The organism is Erwinia persicina (genome assembly GCF_019844095.1).
Classification (GTDB): Bacteria; Pseudomonadota; Gammaproteobacteria; order Enterobacterales; family Enterobacteriaceae; genus Erwinia; species Erwinia persicina.
On record NZ_CP082141.1, the window covers coordinates 3,674,764 to 3,692,862 of the forward strand.

Consider the following 18,099-nt stretch of genomic DNA (forward strand, 5'->3'; position numbering starts at 1 on the left):
CGGGGTCGAGCACGTATTATTGCTCGTCTTTTAAGCGAACTATTGACACACACATGAAGGCTAAAGCGATATTACTCGCCTCAGTCTTGCTGGTCGGATGCCAGGCGTCAAGGCACGATGCTAACATCCCCGAACAGCATGCACAGAGTTTGTCTTCGGCAGGTCAAGGTGAAAATGGACAGTACTCAGATGAGATGTTGTCGCCGCGCTGGCAGGACGATGGAACGACGCTTGCGGATGACAAAGATCTGTGGAATTTCATTAGCGACGAGCTGAAGATGAAGGTTCCGGATAATTACCGGATACGCGAACAAAAACAGAAGTACCTGAGTAACAAGAGCTATCTCCACGATGTAACATTACGGGCAGAGCCGTATATGTACTGGATAGTCGAGCAGATTAAGCAACGTAAAATGCCGATGGAACTGGTACTACTACCCATAGTGGAGAGCGCTTTTAATCCCCACGCTACATCACCTGCAAATGCCGCTGGCATCTGGCAGATTGTGCCGCAGACGGGACGTAATTATGGTCTGAAACAGACCCAGTGGTATGACGGACGACGCGATGTAGTGGCATCGACCAAAGTTGCTCTGGATATGTTACAGCGCCTTAACGGCATGTTTGACGGTGACTGGTTACTGACCATTGCCGCCTATAACAGCGGTGAAGGGCGTGTAATGAAAGCGATAAAAGCCAATAAGGCTAAAGGTCGACCTACGGATTTCTGGTCACTTGCGCTGCCACGAGAAACGACGGTGTATGTACCAAAAATGCTGGCTCTGGGGCAAATCCTCAAAAACAGCAAGCGTTATGGCGTACGTTTGCCGGCACCTAATGAAGCACGCGCGCTGGCGCGAGTGGAAGTAAGCCAGCAAATTGAGCTGACACAGGCCGCTGAAATGGCGGGTATGTCACTGAGCAAGATGAAGAGCTTTAACTCCGGCTATACGCGAGGAAAGACAGCCCCTAATGGTCCTCATTACATTATGGTGCCGAAATCCAACGTAGCAAAACTGCGTAACTCACTGGCAAGCGGTGATATCGCAGCGGTACAGCCCACTTCACTTGCGAAGAACAGTGTTTCTCCTGCCTCTTATAAGGTGCGCAGTGGAGATACGCTGTCAGGCATAGCTAAACGTCTTGGTGTACCGGTAAAAGATCTGCAGCGTGCAAATAACTTGCGTGGTGCCAGCATCAAACCGGGACAGACATTAAGCCTGGGCAGCAACGGTACGCGGCTGGCAGATAACGGCGACAGCATCACCTATAGGGTACGTAAGGGTGATTCTCTGGCCAGTATCGCAAAACGTCACGGCGTTAACATCAAAGATGTTGTGCGCTGGAATAGCGTCGCCAGTAATACGAAGAACATTCAGCCAGGCGATAAGCTTACGCTGTTTGTTTCTGATAATGCGACGCCAGACAGTTAGCAGTCATACCCCACTGTGCGAACAGCACAATAAAAAGCCCGTCTTTGACGGGCTTTTTTTATGGCCGGATGGCTTCTATAAACACGATATCAGTGCTGAAACTGCCATCAGGCTGTAACGCATAATACTTTTGCACTTCATCGGGTGCCGAACGCTGGTAGGCACGTATCGCCTGCACCATAACATCGGGGGTTCGCATCCGCGCCACCCAACTGCTGAACTCCAGCTTGAGTTTATCTTGGGACACACGCCTTATTGCCAGGCCACTTTCTGTCAGCATCGTTATCCAGTGTCCGGGGCTGTAATCCTGCACATGAGACGTATCACGCAAGGCTTCAACAGTTTGCAACCAGATATCGAGCACAGGATGACCCGGGGCCGTGACATCCATAAAGATAGCCCTTCCCCCCGGTTTCAGTACGCGCCGAACTTCACGCAGCGCACTGCCTGCATCATGCCAGTGATGTGCCGAGTAACGGCTAATCACAATATCGAATGCTGTATCTTCAAACGGTAAGTTCTCTGCAATCCCCTGTAGAGTTTGCAGATTATGACAGCCACGTTCCACTGCTGCATCCCGCACTACTGCCAGCATTTGTTCTGACAGATCGTAGGCCACAACCTCTTTTACATACGTGGCCGCAGTAAAACTGGCATGGCCGGCACCGCACCCCATATCCAGCACCCGCGCATCCGGTGATCCTGCCAGGCGGCTGGCGAGCCGTTCAAGATCCTGTCCACTGGCATGTACGGCACTGGTCAGATAAGCCCCTGCCTGCTCACCAAACTGTTTATCAACGTTGTCGTGGTGTTTCGTCTCCATCAGGCAGGTATCCTTCTCAGGGTGTTAATTGGGATGGGCATCAAACTCTACCAGCAGCGGGTTGTGATCGGAGGCGCTGGTGACCAGCACAGAAGCCTCGGCAACCCCCATCCCGCGATAAAAAACAAAATCGAGCGGGCGGCCAAAAGCTTTACGTCGGTGATCATCGGTGAATCGCACCTCACGCAGGCCCATCTCGCGGGAAAAACGGTACAGAGCATTGATGCGCTGACGGCTCCAGGCGTTAAAATCGCCGGCCATAATCACCGGCCCCTGATGGTGAATGATTTGCTCACCGATAGGCCCAAGCTGTTTACTGTACACATCAATCCCGAGGCTGAAATTCACCGCATGGATATTCACCACCATCAGCATCTGGTTCCCGGGCAGAGGATAGGCGGTTACCAACGCGGATTTAGCCAGTCGGAGCAGTGGCTCACGCTCACGCAGTGGGCAGCAGTAAACCGGATGCGCAGAAGCCAGCGTCATCACCCCTGAAGGGTGCTGAGGCAGAACGAACGCGGGTACCTGGTCGGCAGCAAGATAGTTTGAAGTCGCGAAACGCACCAGTTCTGGTGTGGTCTGAGCCTCCTGCAGCAATACAAGATGGGCATCTTTGCCGAAATTTTGCAGAACGGAGAGCCATTCAGCACGCTGTTGTTTGAAAATATTCCACACAAGCACCTTTAAACGAGCTTCGGTGGTGAGTGGGGCTCCTGGCGGTAATGCCTGACCGACATGAAGCATCGCCACGGGAGGGAAAATACGCTCCGCTGGCTGACCTGCTACGTATCTCATGGCATAAGTCTTTTTTTGCACGTTACCGCCTGCACTTTTAAAACCGGGTAGATTTACCATCTACCAGTTATAGGGACTTTAGCACTGACTTTCAATCGGCGGGCGCTAATTCGGCGTGGATTGTGCGTAAGGAAATGCAAATACAAAAAAGCCCTGACTCTTATGAGTCAGGGCTCTCTGTTTAAGTGGCGGAACGGACGGGGCTCGAACCCGCGACCCCCTGCGTGACAGGCAGGTATTCTAACCAACTGAACTACCGCTCCACCGATTCTGTACTGACTTCAGACTGCATCTGACTTCAGGTGTATCGCCCTTACCTTGTCAGGGGTAAGGTCACGACCCGGTTACGGGTCTTAAATTGATGCCTGGCAGTTCCCTACTCTCGCATGGGGAGACCCCACACTACCATCGGCGCTACGGCGTTTCACTTCTGAGTTCGGCATGGGGTCAGGTGGGACCACCGCGCTAAAGCCGCCAGGCAAATTCTTTGTGCTCTGTCCTGTGTCTTTTGTGCTCTGACGGCGTTGCCTGCGCTCGTAAGCTCAGTCACATACTTCTGTATGCTCCTTCTCTCACTTCACTGGCCGCCTTGTCACAGCGCAAAATCCTTCGGACTTAATTCCGGGAACAGGCTGAAAATTGTTTTGCGTCTCTCGAACGCGCGCCAGAACGCTTCTGGCGTTGTAAGGTTAAGCCTCACGGGTCATTAGTACCGGTTAGCTCAACGCATCGCTGCGCTTACACACCCGGCCTATCAACGTCGTAGTCTTCAACGTCCCTTCAGGGGGCTCAGGGCCCCAGGGAGAATTCATCTCGAGGCAAGTTTCGCGCTTAGATGCTTTCAGCGCTTATCTTTTCCGCACTTAGCTACCGGGCAATGCCATTGGCATGACAACCCGAACACCAGCGGTGCGTTCACTCCGGTCCTCTCGTACTAGGAGCAACCCCTCTCAATTCTCCAGCGCCCACGGCAGATAGGGACCGAACTGTCTCACGACGTTCTAAACCCAGCTCGCGTACCACTTTAAACGGCGAACAGCCGTACCCTTGGGACCTACTTCAGCCCCAGGATGTGATGAGCCGACATCGAGGTGCCAAACACCGCCGTCGATATGAACTCTTGGGCGGTATCAGCCTGTTATCCCCGGAGTACCTTTTATCCGTTGAGCGATGGCCCTTCCATTCAGAACCACCGGATCACTATGACCTGCTTTCGCACCTGCTCGAGCCGTCACTCTCGCAGTCAAGCTAGCTTATGCCATTGCACTAACCTCACGATGTCCGACCGTGATTAGCTAACCTTCGTGCTCCTCCGTTACTCTTTAGGAGGAGACCGCCCCAGTCAAACTACCCACCAGACACTGTCCCCACGCCGGATTACGGCGCCAGGTTAGAACATCAAACGTTAAAGGGTGGTATTTCAAGGTTGGCTCCACGCAGACTGGCGTCCACGCTTCAAAGCCTCCCACCTATCCTACACATCAAGGCTCAATGTTCAGTGTCAAGCTGTAGTAAAGGTTCACGGGGTCTTTCCGTCTTGCCGCGGGTACACTGCATCTTCACAGCGAGTTCAATTTCACTGAGTCTCGGGTGGAGACAGCCTGGCCATCATTACGCCATTCGTGCAGGTCGGAACTTACCCGACAAGGAATTTCGCTACCTTAGGACCGTTATAGTTACGGCCGCCGTTTACCGGGGCTTCGATCAAGAGCTTCTCCTTGCGGATAACCCCATCAATTAACCTTCCGGCACCGGGCAGGCGTCACACCGTATACGTCCACTTTCGTGTTTGCACAGTGCTGTGTTTTTAATAAACAGTTGCAGCCAGCTGGTATCTTCGACTGCCTTCAGCTCCGTCCGCGAGGGACTTCACCTGGTGGCAGCGTGCCTTCTCCCGAAGTTACGGCACCATTTTGCCTAGTTCCTTCACCCGAGTTCTCTCAAGCGCCTTGGTATTCTCTACCTGACCACCTGTGTCGGTTTGGGGTACGATTCGATGTTACCTGATGCTTAGAGGCTTTTCCTGGAAGCAGGGCATTTGTTACTTCAGCACCGTAGTGCCTCGTCATCACGCCTCAGCCTTATAGAGTTCCGGATTTGCCTGGAACTCAAGCCTACACGCTTAAACCGGGACAACCGTCGCCCGGCTAACATAGCCTTCTCCGTCCCCCCTTCGCAGTAACACCGAGTACAGGAATATTAACCTGTTTCCCATCGACTACGCCTTTCGGCCTCGCCTTAGGGGTCGACTCACCCTGCCCCGATTAACGTTGGACAGGAACCCTTGGTCTTCCGGCGAGCGGGCTTTTCACCCGCTTTATCGTTACTTATGTCAGCATTCGCACTTCTGATACCTCCAGCAGACCTCACAGTCCACCTTCGACGGCTTACAGAACGCTCCCCTACCCAACAATACTTGCGTATCGCTGCCGCAGCTTCGGTGCATGGTTTAGCCCCGTTACATCTTCCGCGCAGGCCGACTCGACCAGTGAGCTATTACGCTTTCTTTAAATGATGGCTGCTTCTAAGCCAACATCCTGGCTGTCTGTGCCTTCCCACATCGTTTCCCACTTAACCATGACTTTGGGACCTTAGCTGGCGGTCTGGGTTGTTTCCCTCTTCACGACGGACGTTAGCACCCGCCGTGTGTCTCCCGTGATAACATTCTTCGGTATTCGCAGTTTGCATCGGGTTGGTAAGCCGGGATGGCCCCCTAGCCGAAACAGTGCTCTACCCCCGAAGATGAGTTCACGAGGCGCTACCTAAATAGCTTTCGGGGAGAACCAGCTATCTCCCGGTTTGATTGGCCTTTCACCCCCAGCCACAAGTCATCCGCTAATTTTTCAACATTAGTCGGTTCGGTCCTCCAGTTAGTGTTACCCAACCTTCAACCTGCCCATGGCTAGATCACCGGGTTTCGGGTCTATACCCTGCAACTTAACGCCCAGTTAAGACTCGGTTTCCCTTCGGCTCCCCTATACGGTTAACCTTGCTACAGAATATAAGTCGCTGACCCATTATACAAAAGGTACGCAGTCACCTAACAAGTAGGCTCCCACTGCTTGTACGTACACGGTTTCAGGTTCTGTTTCACTCCCCTCGCCGGGGTTCTTTTCGCCTTTCCCTCACGGTACTGGTTCACTATCGGTCAGTCAGGAGTATTTAGCCTTGGAGGATGGTCCCCCCATATTCAGACAGGATGTCACGTGTCCCGCCCTACTCATCGAACTCACAGCAGGTGCATTTTTGTGTACGGGAGTATCACCCTGTACCCTGCGACTTTCCAGACGCTTCCACTAATGCACAAACTGATTCAGGTTCTGGGCTGTTCCCCGTTCGCTCGCCGCTACTGGGGGAATCTCGGTTGATTTCTTTTCCTCGGGGTACTTAGATGTTTCAGTTCCCCCGGTTCGCCTCATGCCACTATGTATTCATGACATGATAGTGTGACGTATCACACTGGGTTTCCCCATTCGGGTATCGTCGGTTATTGCGGTTCATATCACCTTACCGACGCTTATCGCAGATTAGCACGCCCTTCATCGCCTCTGACTGCCTAGGCATCCACCGTGTACGCTTAGTCGCTTAACCTCACAACCCACAAGCGTCCCGAAGGAACACGTGTTGTCGTTGCGAGCATTTGAGAGACTCGAACATATCGTAGATTTCATTCTTATTACGGAGAATGAAAACGACATGTCGTTTCAATTTTCAGCTTGTTCCGGATTGTTAAAGAGCATAATACTTCGCAGCATACTGTTAGCCAGTACACTCTGAAGTATTTTATTAGAAAAACAGTATGGTGGAGCTAAGCGGGATCGAACCGCTGACCTCCTGCGTGCAAGGCAGGCGCTCTCCCAGCTGAGCTATAGCCCCATACAGTCTTACAGAAACCTTTTACTACCATTACATTCCAGAAAGGAGATGTAATTTTTACTCAGGCAAGGCGTGTTTTCGCGACGCATAGTTCACTATGCGAGCCGTAAACATAACGCAGCATGAGTGAAAATTTGGTAGGCCTGAGTGGACTTGAACCACCGACCTCACCCTTATCAGGGGTGCGCTCTAACCACCTGAGCTACAAGCCTGTAGAGGTTTTTCTGCTCGTTACTTTTTTATCAGACAATCTGTGTGGACACTGCGCGGGAAGCTATCTTCAGGTAAGGAGGTGATCCAACCGCAGGTTCCCCTACGGTTACCTTGTTACGACTTCACCCCAGTCATGAATCACAAAGTGGTAAGCGCCCTCCCGAAGGTTAAGCTACCTACTTCTTTTGCAACCCACTCCCATGGTGTGACGGGCGGTGTGTACAAGGCCCGGGAACGTATTCACCGTAGCATTCTGATCTACGATTACTAGCGATTCCGACTTCACGGAGTCGAGTTGCAGACTCCGATCCGGACTACGACGCACTTTATGAGGTCCGCTTGCTCTCGCGAGGTCGCTTCTCTTTGTATGCGCCATTGTAGCACGTGTGTAGCCCTGGCCGTAAGGGCCATGATGACTTGACGTCATCCCCACCTTCCTCCGGTTTATCACCGGCAGTCTCCTTTGAGTTCCCACCATTACGTGCTGGCAACAAAGGATAAGGGTTGCGCTCGTTGCGGGACTTAACCCAACATTTCACAACACGAGCTGACGACAGCCATGCAGCACCTGTCTCACGGTTCCCGAAGGCACTAAGGCATCTCTGCCAAATTCCGTGGATGTCAAGGCCAGGTAAGGTTCTTCGCGTTGCATCGAATTAAACCACATGCTCCACCGCTTGTGCGGGCCCCCGTCAATTCATTTGAGTTTTAACCTTGCGGCCGTACTCCCCAGGCGGTCGACTTAACGCGTTAGCTCCGGAAGCCACGCCTCAAGGGCACAACCTCCAAGTCGACATCGTTTACGGCGTGGACTACCAGGGTATCTAATCCTGTTTGCTCCCCACGCTTTCGCACCTGAGCGTCAGTCTTTGTCCAGGGGGCCGCCTTCGCCACCGGTATTCCTCCAGATCTCTACGCATTTCACCGCTACACCTGGAATTCTACCCCCCTCTACAAGACTCTAGCCTGCCAGTTTCGAATGCAGTTCCCAGGTTGAGCCCGGGGATTTCACATCCGACTTGACAGACCGCCTGCGTGCGCTTTACGCCCAGTAATTCCGATTAACGCTTGCACCCTCCGTATTACCGCGGCTGCTGGCACGGAGTTAGCCGGTGCTTCTTCTGCGGGTAACGTCAATCGACGAAGCTATTAACTTCATCGCCTTCCTCCCCACTGAAAGTACTTTACAACCCGAAGGCCTTCTTCATACACGCGGCATGGCTGCATCAGGCTTGCGCCCATTGTGCAATATTCCCCACTGCTGCCTCCCGTAGGAGTCTGGACCGTGTCTCAGTTCCAGTGTGGCTGGTCATCCTCTCAGACCAGCTAGGGATCGTCGCCTAGGTGAGCCATTACCCCACCTACTAGCTAATCCCATCTGGGCACATCCGATGGTGTGAGGCCCGAAGGTCCCCCACTTTGGTCCGAAGACGTTATGCGGTATTAGCTACCGTTTCCAGTAGTTATCCCCCTCCATCGGGCAGTTTCCCAGACATTACTCACCCGTCCGCCACTCGTCACCCGAGAGCAAGCTCTCTGTGCTACCGTTCGACTTGCATGTGTTAGGCCTGCCGCCAGCGTTCAATCTGAGCCATGATCAAACTCTTCAATTAAAAGTTCGATTTGCTGCAACAAGTGCAGCGATGCTCAAGTGTAAAACGTCATAATGAATTTCATTATGTGTTCACTCTTAAGACTTGATATTTTTTGTCACCCGGAGGTGACTGATATCAATCCTGCGAGTGCCCACACAGATTGTCTGATAAATTGTTAAAGAGCGTTGCGAGCAGTGCCTTAAGCATCAGTCGCGAGGTGGCGTATATTACGCTTTCCTCCTTCGGAGTCAACTTCTTTTTGAGAAGTTTTTCCGGCGGTTCAGATACTTCATGAACCTCCTGAGCCGCTGGCCTGTAAGCCGTTGTGCCGTCTCAGTGGTTGCGCATTATAGACAGGCGCCTCTGGAACGCAAGCAGTAATATCGACTTTTTTACTGCCTGCTTAAACTTCGTGCGAAACGCTGTTTTTTAACCCTGTTTAATGCGTGCTGGCAGCGCTTTCAGGCTATCCAGTACCCAATCCGCCGCCATCTCACCTTCAGGCGTCACCGGCTTACCGCTGCGAACCAGCACCTTTTTCCCCACTCCGGCGGCTAAAGCAGCCTGCATATCCTCAATTTTATCGCCAACCATATAAGAAGCGGCCATATCAATGTTCAGATCCTGTCGGGCCGTCAGCAGCATTCCCGGCTGGGGTTTGCGGCAGTCACAGGACTGTCGGAACTCTTCAACTATTGCATCCGGATGGTGCGGGCAAAAATAGATGCCATCCAGATCCACTTCGCGGTCAGCCAGTGACCAGTCCATCCACTCGGTGAGATGCATAAACTGATCTTCGGTGAACATGCCGCGCGCAATGCCGGACTGGTTAGTGACCAGTACCAGCGCGAAGCCCATTTCCTTCAGTTCACGCAGGGCATCAATCACGCCGTCGATAAACTCAAAGTTGTCACTTTCAAAAACGTAACCGTGATCCACATTAATAGTGCCATCACGATCGAGGAAAATTGCGGGGACTTTCTCAGTCACGTAGGAACTCCTGCTTCAAAATTTGCCGTAGTGTATCGCATCATTGCGTTAAAAGAGAGAATGCCCGTTTGAATGACTTCGATTGATTTAGACGTCTGGATGCCCTACCATCCATTCAGTCCCGGTAATCAGGGATACCGTTTTTATTGAACGCCACGGATAACTCCCATCACGATAATAAATAAATCAATGATTAAACTTTCAAATATCACCAAAGTATTCCAGCAAGGGTCACGCAGCATTACCGCCCTGTCCGATGTCAGTCTGCATGTGCCTGCCGGACAAATTTATGGCGTGATCGGCGCTTCCGGTGCGGGTAAAAGCACCCTGATCCGCTGCGTCAATTTACTGGAGCGCCCTACGTCCGGCAGCGTGCTGGTTGATAACCAGGATCTCACTACGCTGTCCGAAGGGCAGCTCACCCTGGCGCGCCGCCAGATTGGCATGATTTTCCAGCACTTTAATCTGCTGAACTCGCGCACCGTTGCCGGTAATGTGGCGCTCCCGTTGGAACTGGGTAACCTGTCGAAGGCCGAGATCAAACATCGCGTGACCGAGCTGCTGGATCTGGTCGGCCTGTCCGACAAGCATGATTCATGGCCTGCCAACCTTTCCGGCGGGCAGAAACAGCGTGTGGCAATTGCCCGTGCGCTGGCCAGCAACCCGAAAGTGCTGCTGTGCGATGAAGCCACCAGCGCGCTGGATCCAGCCACTACCCGCTCCATCCTGGAGCTGTTGAAGGATATTAACCGCCGTCTGGGGATCACCATTCTATTGATCACCCATGAGATGGATGTCGTAAAACGTATCTGTGACTGTGTGGCGGTTATCAGTAACGGTCAGTTGATCGAGCAGGATACGGTGAGCGAAGTCTTCTCTCATCCGAAGACGCCGCTGGCACAACAGTTTATCCAGTCAACACTGCATCTGGACATCCCTGAAGATTATCTCAAGCGTCTGACGCCGGAAGCCAGCGCCACAACCGTTCCTTTATTACGGCTGGAGTTTACCGGCCAGTCGGTCGATGCGCCGCTGTTGTCTGAGTCAGCCCGCCGCTTCAATGTGAATAACAATATTATCAGCGCGCAGATGGATTATGCCGGTGGCGTGAAGTTCGGCATTATGCTGGCTGAGATCCACGGTGACGCAGCCGACACCCAGGCTGCTATCGCGTTCCTGCAAGAGCAACATGTCAAGGTAGAGGTATTAGGTTATGTCTGAGGCGATGATGTGGTTAATGGGCCGCGGCATCTGGGAAACCCTGATGATGACCTTTGTCTCCGGCTTTTTTGGTTTTGTGCTTGGCCTGCCGGTCGGCGTTCTTCTTTATGTGACCCGACCGGGCCAGATCGTGGCGAACGCGAAGCTTTACCGCGTGCTGTCAGCGGCGGTCAACATCTTCCGTTCTATCCCGTTCATTATCCTGCTGGTCTGGATGATCCCCTTCACCCGTATTATTGTCGGCACCTCGATTGGCCTGCAGGCAGCGATTGTTCCGCTTACCGTTGGCGCCGCACCTTTTATTGCGCGTATGGTAGAGAACGCCCTGCTTGAACTGCCTACGGGTTTAATCGAGGCTTCACGCGCCATGGGGGCTACTCCGTTACAGATTATCCGCAAGGTTCTGTTACCGGAAGCACTACCTGGTCTGGTGAATGCCGCTACTATTACTCTGATTACCCTGGTCGGCTATTCTGCAATGGGTGGTGCTGTCGGTGCAGGTGGTCTGGGTCAGATTGGCTATCAGTATGGCTATATCGGTTATAACGCGACGGTGATGAACACGGTATTAATCCTGCTGGTCGTTTTGGTGTATTTGATTCAGTTCTGCGGCGATCGCATCGTTCGTGCGGTCAGCCACAAGTAAACACAACAGTAATTTCTCTCTATTTAAGGAAGGGATATGTCTTTTAATGTTAAAACGCTTGCCGCTGTCGGCGCGCTTATCGGTACCCTGGCACTGGCTGGCTGTGACCAGAAAGAGAAAGATCCAAACCACATCAAAGTGGGCGTGATCGTCGGAAGCGAACAGCAGGTTGCCGAAGTGGCTGCGAAAGTCGCTAAAGATAAATATGGTCTGGACGTTGAGCTGGTGACCTTCAACGATTATGTGCTGCCTAACGAAGCGTTGAGCAAAGGCGACATTGATGCAAATGCCTTCCAGCACAAACCTTATCTCGATCAGCAGATCAAAGACCGTGGCTACAAGCTGGTGTCTGTCGGCAGCACGTTTGTCTACCCCATTGCCGGTTACTCTAAGAAGATCAAATCACTGGATGAACTGCAGAACGGCGCTCAGGTCGCAATCCCTAACGATCCGACCAACCTGGGCCGTTCTCTGCTGCTGCTGCAGAAAGTGGGCCTGATCAAGCTGAAAGACGGCGTTGGCCTGCTGCCAACCTCGCTGGATGTGGTTGAGAACCCGAAAAACCTGAAGTTGGTTGAGCTGGAAGCACCGCAACTGCCACGTTCCCTGGACGATCAGCAGATCGCGCTGGCGGTCATTAACACCACCTATGCCAGCCAGATTAACCTGACGCCGGCGAAAGACGGCATCTTCGTGGAAGATAAAGACTCCCCGTACGTGAACCTGATCGTCGCCCGTGAAGATAACAAAGACGCGGAAAACGTGAAGAAATTCGTCCAGGCTTATCAATCTGATGAAGTGAATGACGCCGCGAACAAAGTGTTCAACGGTGGTGCAGTGAAAGGCTGGTAAGCATCAACTGCGGGTGGCGCCTGCCATCCGCAACCTCATTTCTCATTATTATACGTGCTTTAGTGCGCGCTCCCCGCTTGTTATTTCTGCTCTGGCTTGGTTCAATAACGCCACTTTTACCGAACGTGAGGAATTTCACATGCGTGTTTTACCGCTCTGTCTGTTAGCACTGTCGCTGACAGGGTGTTCGTTGCTGCCGAAGCCCTATGAACCCGTTAAACCTTTTCCGCAGTCAACGCAAAACGACTCATCTCACTCTAAACCCGCAGCCCGCCCTGCTCCGGTAAAACTGTATACAAATGCGGCCGATTTGGTCAGCAAACCCTTCCGCGATCTGGGTGAGGTGTATGGTGATGACTGCCAGAGCAACGCACAGGATTCGCCACCTAATCTGGCGACCGCACGCAAACGTATGCAGATTCGAGCGTCCGGAATGAAAGCGAATGCGGTACTCGTTCATAAATGTGAAATTGTCAGTGGCGCTCAGGGTTGCCTGCGTCAGGCCGTGTGCCAGGGTTCTGCCCTGAAAGTCTCCAGCCAGTAATAACACTCTTTATCTGTACCGGGGGCAGTTCCTACCCCTGGTCCTGAATACGTCCCAACCTGTCATCGGTGAAAGACGTCCATCGCCTCAATCAATGAGACAATCCCTATATTTACGTGACTATTCAACCTGTTATTTGATAATAAAAACCATAGTGATAAACTCACGACTCAAATAACACGATACAAAGGAATTGTATAATGCGTAAATTGGCCTTTATTTTGGTATCATTAGCCCTCACTGGTTGTGCACACACCGCAGACCAAAATGCTCAAAAAAACACCCCATTAAAACCCGAGGCAAAAAGCACTATGTCGGTAGTGACCTCTCACTCCCCAGTTAAACTGCTGAGTCATCCTGATGAACTTTCGGGCAAATCTTTCCTGCCGTTAGGCCGGGTTACCGGTTCAGCCTGCCAGGTCAGAGCAGCAGATTTACCGACTGACATGAACATTGTGCGTCATCAGCTGCAGACCAATGCGGCTCCGCTTCACGCCAATGCTGTGCTGCTGAATAATTGCGAAATCACGGCCAGTATCCAGGGCTGCTATCGTCAGACCCTTTGCCAGGGCTCAGCCCTGAGAGTCGCCCAGTAATGACCACTTTTTCCTTCCAGCAAATAGGCCAGATTCATTCCCCGTGGAAGGAAAAGTTTGCTGTTCCCCGCCAGCCTGGCTTAATTCAGGATGGCGGCGGAGAGCTCCATTTCGATGCGCCTTATAATCACCCGGATGCGGTGCGCGGTCTGGAAGCATTCAGCCATCTGTGGCTGCTGTTTATTTTCCACCAGACGATGGAAGGCGGCTGGCGTCCGACGGTACGCCCCCCGCGTTTAGGCGGTAATGCGCGCATGGGTGTCTTTGCCACTCGTTCAACCTTCCGCCCTAATCCGGTCGGGATGTCTCTGGTGGAGCTGAAAGGAATTCGCTATGAGCGGCAGCAGGTCATCCTTGAATTAGGCAGCCTTGACCTGGTTGACGGAACTCCTGTCGTTGATATCAAACCCTATCTGCCGTTTGCCGAAGCATTACCTGACGCACGCGCCGGGTTTGCCCAGCAAGCCCCCGTTGCGGATATGCCGGTGAGCTTTACTCCCCAGGCACGGCTGCAGCTGATGCAGCATCAGCAGCGTTTTCCTCATCTTGAACGTTTTATTCATCAGGTTCTCGCCCAGGATCCGCGCCCTGCTTATCGCAAAGGCGAAGAACCCGATCGTGAATATGCGGCATGGCTGCTGGATTTCAACGTCCGCTGGCGTGTTATTCACTCAGGGACAGAAGTTATCGCCATCGACCCGCGTTAATTTCTCCCGGCACCTTTTGACTCTCCTGTCACACTGATACACTAGCGTCCACGTTTTTTTGGCTCTCTTTCCGTTCATATGGAATCGTAACTCATGCGTACTACTCAATATCTGCTCTCCACTCTGAAGGAGACACCTGCCGATGCCGAAGTGATCAGCCACCAGCTGATGCTGCGCGCTGGCATGATCCGTAAACTGGCATCCGGTCTTTATACCTGGCTGCCAACCGGTTTACGCGTGCTCAAAAAAGTTGAAAACATCGTGCGCGAAGAGATGAACAACGCCGGTGCGATTGAGATTTCCATGCCGGTTGTTCAGCCGGCAGATTTGTGGCAAGAGAGTGGCCGCTGGGAGCAGTACGGGCCGGAACTGCTGCGCTTCGTTGACCGTGGTGAGCGCCCTTTTGTTCTGGGTCCAACGCATGAAGAGGTGATCACTGACCTGATCCGTAACGAACTCAGCTCCTATAAGCAGCTGCCGATAAATCTGTTCCAGATCCAGACCAAATTCCGTGATGAAGTCCGTCCGCGTTTCGGCGTCATGCGCTCGCGTGAATTCATCATGAAAGATGCCTACTCGTTCCACACCACCCAGGAATCGCTGCAGGAAACCTATGAGGCGATGTATCGCGCCTACAGCCAGAGTTTCACCCGTATGGGCCTCGACTTCCGCGCTGTTGATGCGGATACCGGCTCTATCGGTGGCAGTGCCTCGCATGAGTTCCAGGTCCTGGCACAGAGTGGTGAAGATGATGTGGTGTTCTCTACCGAGTCTGACTACGCCGCTAATATTGAAAAAGCGGAAGCGGTCGCACCGGCCGGTGGGCGTGCTGCTGCCACACAGCCTATGGAGCAGTTCGCAACACCTGATGCGAAAACCATTGCTGAACTGGTCGAACAGTATGGCCTGCCCATCGACAAAACCGTGAAAACCCTGATGGTCCACGCGTCTAAAGAGAGCGGACATGCGCTGGTCGCCCTGCTGGTACGTGGCGATCACGAGCTGAACGAAATCAAAGCAGAGCATCTTGATATCGTTGCTTCGCCGCTCACTTTTGCGACCGAAGACGAGATCCGCACGCTGGTGAATGCCGGTCCTGGCTCTCTCGGCCCGGTCGGGCTGAATATGCCCGTCATCGCAGACCGCAGCGTTGCAGCGATGAATGACTTTAGCGCCGGTGCCAATATTGACGGGCAGCATCTTAAAGGCATTAACTGGGAGCGCGATCTGCCGCTGCCGCGCGTCGCGGATATCCGCAACGTGGTCGAAGGCGATGCCAGCCCGGATGGAAAAGGCACGCTGCTGATCAAGCGCGGTATTGAAGTGGGTCATATCTTCCAGCTCGGCACCAAATACTCTGAAGCGATGAAAGCGTCCGTACAGGGTGAAGATGGCCGTAATCAGATTATGACCATGGGCTGCTACGGCATTGGCATTACCCGTATCGTGGCGGCTGCGATTGAGCAGAACCATGACGAGCGCGGGATTATCTGGTCCCCTGCACTGGCTCCTTTCCAGGTGGCGATTCTGCCAATGAATATGCAGAAATCGTTCCGCGTGAAAGAACTGGCAGAAGAGCTGTATGCCACCCTGCGCGCCAGAGGCATTGACGTTATTCTCGACGATCGTAAAGAGCGCCCGGGTGTCATGTTTGCTGATATGGAACTGATTGGCGTGCCGCACAGCATCGTGATCGGCGACCGTAATCTGGACAGCGAAGAAGTGGAATACAAATCGCGTCGTACCGGTGAGAAACGGATGATCAAAACCAACGAAATCGTTGATTTCCTGGTGAGTGAACTGGCGATTTAACCTGTCGCAGGCAAGGAGGACGGCCTGACGTTACCGTTCCGATCAAAAAAAGCCACCGCATTTGCGGTGGCTTTTTTCATTTTAGGATTGAACGACGTTTGACTGCTCTTGCTCCTGCAGCGCCCGCACCGTCTGGTGCCGCTGCCAGTAGTAACCCAGGGTGTATTTAAACCCTTCAATGTCCTTATTCAGGCCCGGTAGCGGGATCTCACTGCGCTTTTTACCCTGTGCGTTGGGTTGAACATGTTGCAGATACAGCACTTCTTTCGTGAACCGCTTAATCACGTTGATATTCTTAATATTATCCCACGGCAGCAGTTCAGCCGTCTGCGGTTTAATAATGCCCAGATAGGTCAGTTCTATCGCACTGCCATCTTTCAGCGTCCACGAAACCGGCGGGAAGTATTTCAGAACCAGCGCCGTCTCCTCCTCCCCTTCAGGCTGATAGCGCCATGCCAGGCTCTCTTCATGCGCTGAGGAAAAATCACGCTCGTATTTCTGCCACAGTTGCTGTTCTATTTCCGCTGCCACTGGCATCAGATCGACCCAGCTCTCTGCCGGTAACTCCGCTGCGATGGCTGCATAACCTGTTTCATCAACGGTATAACCCACGTTGTGCATACGATCGGCCAGCGGTGGATGTGAATCAAATGGGTGCGGCACGTTTGACTGACGCATCATGCCAATAAAGTCCGGCGAACTGACATGCTGCGGCAGGCCCTGGGCAATGGCTTTACTGATCCCCAGCTCATTTTCATGCAGGGTTTTATTATCAAACAACGTTTGCTCAACTTCGCTGCGATAGCTGGCATAAGCAGAAATTTTAATCAGTGACTCAACAATTGCTTCAGGAGTAATCAGGGTGGCAGCATTGCGGTCTGCAACGAACTCACGCTCACGACTGTTACGCTGCCATGCCAGTTCAAACAACATGCGATACAGGCAAAGAGGATAGTAAACCATCACTGTCGAGATATCTTTTCTCATCAAATGAATGTACTGGTCGAAGCGGTACAGTTTTGGCCCCAGTAAGGCGCCCGACGCGGTATCGCCTTCATGCAGGTGCGTTAACTCATGCACCATCACCCCATCAGCCTGGGAAGTGGTTAGCTGACGCAGCAAGGGGATACTGACGTAGAGCTTGCGGCCCTTCAGCAACTGCTGGTTGACGCTTAACGGTGCTTCGGTTACATAAAAGTTAGTATCGATACCCGCAATAATATGGTCGGGGGGTGCCGTCCCTACCCGGGAAGCCAGCGCATCAATACGCGACCACAGCGCGGGTGCCGCGTCACGGGTTACGACTTCACCTTCAACATCGTCTTCAGGCGGCAGCTTTTTGAAGATGCCTTTGATCATATAAAACATTGCGGCCAGTACCAGCAGCCCCATGGCCATGACCAGCTTCGGATAATAGGTTTGGGTAAAGAATGCCGTTCCCCAGAAAGAGAGCCAGACCAGCATTCCGCCCTGAACCAGCACTTCCAGCGCGCTCGTCAGCATCAGGAAAGGACGGGCCAGCTTCAGGCTTTGCAGCTGTCCCTGACGGTTTTTAAAGGCCAGCATGGTGAACAGGACGATCATCAGCAGAATGACAACGCCACCAGCCAGGGTCCAGAAAGCGACTTTGTCCATCATCCAGAACTGCCAGAGTTCTGACTTTTCTGCACAGACCGCATTCTGATAGTCGCGGAGATCGTCCGGCACCGCACCACAAACGCTGGAAGGCGGGTTCTGTTGCAGGAATTCAGTCAGTTTATTCACATCCTGACTCTGACTGCGCGCATCATCAATAAAGATTTGACTATATTCCTGATCGAGCTGACGCGTGCCGTATTCAGCAAATACCAGCGTAATAGCGGGGATCAGGAAAAGCGTCACTAAAACCCATAGGAATACTTTCGCATACCCTTTTTTCAATGCCATTAATTCGTTCAAAATAATTAACCCGCAAACTGTGTGTGAGAAGACAAAGCTGCTTATATCAGGCAAT

The 18,099-nt window shown here is 52.6% G+C and carries 12 protein-coding genes, 3 tRNA genes and 3 rRNA genes; 8 read left to right on the forward strand and 10 right to left on the reverse strand.

Annotated elements, in window-relative coordinates:
• Positions 1-53 precede the first annotated feature (53 nt).
• The gene (mltD, locus tag K6L24_RS17050) at positions 54-1,433 is read left to right on the forward strand and encodes a murein transglycosylase D (RefSeq protein ID WP_222681671.1); all 1,380 of its coding nucleotides are present in this window, start codon (positions 54-56) and stop codon (positions 1,431-1,433) included.
• Positions 1,434-1,491: 58 nt separating this feature from the next.
• On the opposite strand, the gene K6L24_RS17055 is transcribed toward mltD, so the two are convergent.
• The 9 genes from K6L24_RS17055 to gmhB form a co-directional block, all read right to left on the reverse strand.
• Positions 1,492-2,256 carry a class I SAM-dependent methyltransferase gene (locus K6L24_RS17055; protein ID WP_222681672.1) on the reverse strand — a complete coding sequence of 255 codons (765 nt, stop codon included), beginning with the start codon at positions 2,254-2,256 and terminating at the stop codon, positions 1,492-1,494.
• A 24-nt stretch (positions 2,257-2,280) separates the two neighbouring features.
• Entirely contained in the window at positions 2,281-3,075 is a 795-nt protein-coding gene (locus tag K6L24_RS17060; protein WP_118665857.1) for an endonuclease/exonuclease/phosphatase family protein, read from the reverse strand.
• Between the two features lie 165 nt (positions 3,076-3,240).
• Positions 3,241-3,317: transfer RNA gene (locus tag K6L24_RS17065), tRNA-Asp, on the reverse strand.
• 100 nt (positions 3,318-3,417) lie between these two features.
• Positions 3,418-3,533 (reverse strand): 5S ribosomal RNA (gene rrf, locus K6L24_RS17070).
• Positions 3,534-3,739: 206 nt separating this feature from the next.
• Positions 3,740-6,645, reverse strand: a 23S ribosomal RNA gene (locus K6L24_RS17075).
• Positions 6,646-6,854: 209 nt separating this feature from the next.
• Positions 6,855-6,930: transfer RNA gene (locus K6L24_RS17080), tRNA-Ala, on the reverse strand.
• A 135-nt stretch (positions 6,931-7,065) separates the two neighbouring features.
• Positions 7,066-7,142: transfer RNA gene (locus tag K6L24_RS17085), tRNA-Ile, on the reverse strand.
• A 73-nt stretch (positions 7,143-7,215) separates the two neighbouring features.
• A 16S ribosomal RNA gene (locus K6L24_RS17090) occupies positions 7,216-8,756 on the reverse strand.
• The 16S, 23S and 5S rRNA genes sit together here with 3 tRNA genes alongside, the layout of an rRNA operon.
• 411 nt (positions 8,757-9,167) lie before the next feature.
• A complete protein-coding gene (gene gmhB, locus K6L24_RS17095) occupies positions 9,168-9,728 on the reverse strand; it encodes a D-glycero-beta-D-manno-heptose 1,7-bisphosphate 7-phosphatase (protein ID WP_187509261.1) in 561 nt (186 codons plus the stop codon).
• Positions 9,729-9,917: 189 nt separating this feature from the next.
• On the opposite strand from gmhB, the gene metN reads away from it, so the two are divergent.
• From metN to proS, 7 genes are all read left to right on the forward strand, one after another.
• Positions 9,918-10,949 carry a methionine ABC transporter ATP-binding protein MetN gene (gene metN, locus K6L24_RS17100; protein ID WP_062747044.1) on the forward strand — a complete coding sequence of 344 codons (1,032 nt, stop codon included), beginning with the start codon at positions 9,918-9,920 and terminating at the stop codon, positions 10,947-10,949.
• Positions 10,942-11,595, forward strand: coding sequence for a methionine ABC transporter permease MetI (locus K6L24_RS17105; protein ID WP_062747046.1), 654 nt, complete (start codon positions 10,942-10,944; stop codon positions 11,593-11,595). Before metN ends, K6L24_RS17105 begins: the two co-directional genes overlap by 8 nt.
• Positions 11,596-11,631: 36 nt before the next feature.
• Entirely contained in the window at positions 11,632-12,447 is an 816-nt protein-coding gene (locus K6L24_RS17110; protein WP_062747048.1) for a MetQ/NlpA family lipoprotein, read from the forward strand.
• A 139-nt stretch (positions 12,448-12,586) separates the two neighbouring features.
• On the forward strand, positions 12,587-12,991 hold the full coding sequence (gene rcsF, locus K6L24_RS17115; protein ID WP_062747050.1) for an Rcs stress response system protein RcsF: 405 nt from the start codon (positions 12,587-12,589) through the stop codon (positions 12,989-12,991).
• Positions 12,992-13,191: 200 nt separating this feature from the next.
• Positions 13,192-13,587, forward strand: a complete 396-nt coding sequence (rcsF, locus tag K6L24_RS17120; protein ID WP_062747052.1) for an Rcs stress response system protein RcsF — start codon at positions 13,192-13,194, stop codon at positions 13,585-13,587.
• Positions 13,587-14,294, forward strand: a complete 708-nt coding sequence (gene tsaA, locus K6L24_RS17125; protein ID WP_062747054.1) for a tRNA (N6-threonylcarbamoyladenosine(37)-N6)-methyltransferase TrmO — start codon at positions 13,587-13,589, stop codon at positions 14,292-14,294. Before rcsF (K6L24_RS17120) ends, tsaA begins: the two co-directional genes overlap by 1 nt.
• A gap of 93 nt (positions 14,295-14,387) precedes the next feature.
• On the forward strand, positions 14,388-16,106 hold the full coding sequence (gene proS, locus K6L24_RS17130; RefSeq protein ID WP_191927786.1) for a proline--tRNA ligase: 1,719 nt from the start codon (positions 14,388-14,390) through the stop codon (positions 16,104-16,106).
• An 81-nt stretch (positions 16,107-16,187) separates the two neighbouring features.
• Here the strand turns inward: proS and K6L24_RS17135 are convergent, their stop codons facing one another.
• The gene (locus tag K6L24_RS17135; protein WP_062747058.1) at positions 16,188-18,032 is read right to left on the reverse strand and encodes a M48 family metallopeptidase; all 1,845 of its coding nucleotides are present in this window, start codon (positions 18,030-18,032) and stop codon (positions 16,188-16,190) included.
• Positions 18,033-18,099 lie beyond the last annotated feature (67 nt).

Bases quoted from the DNA above. Each gene is read 5' to 3' on its own strand.
- mltD (WP_222681671.1), top strand. From the start codon at position 54: ATGAAGGCTAAAGCGATATTACTCGCCTCAGTCTTGCTGGTCGGATGC.
- K6L24_RS17055 (WP_222681672.1), bottom strand. From the start codon at position 2,256: ATGGAGACGAAACACCACGACAACGTTGATAAACAGTTTGGTGAGCAG.
- metN (WP_062747044.1), top strand. From the start codon at position 9,918: ATGATTAAACTTTCAAATATCACCAAAGTATTCCAGCAAGGGTCACGC.
- K6L24_RS17105 (WP_062747046.1), top strand. From the start codon at position 10,942: ATGTCTGAGGCGATGATGTGGTTAATGGGCCGCGGCATCTGGGAAACC.
- K6L24_RS17110 (WP_062747048.1), top strand. From the start codon at position 11,632: ATGTCTTTTAATGTTAAAACGCTTGCCGCTGTCGGCGCGCTTATCGGT.
- rcsF (WP_062747050.1), top strand. From the start codon at position 12,587: ATGCGTGTTTTACCGCTCTGTCTGTTAGCACTGTCGCTGACAGGGTGT.
- rcsF (WP_062747052.1), top strand. From the start codon at position 13,192: ATGCGTAAATTGGCCTTTATTTTGGTATCATTAGCCCTCACTGGTTGT.
- tsaA (WP_062747054.1), top strand. From the start codon at position 13,587: ATGACCACTTTTTCCTTCCAGCAAATAGGCCAGATTCATTCCCCGTGG.
- proS (WP_191927786.1), top strand. From the start codon at position 14,388: ATGCGTACTACTCAATATCTGCTCTCCACTCTGAAGGAGACACCTGCC.
- K6L24_RS17135 (WP_062747058.1), bottom strand. From the start codon at position 18,032: ATGGCATTGAAAAAAGGGTATGCGAAAGTATTCCTATGGGTTTTAGTG.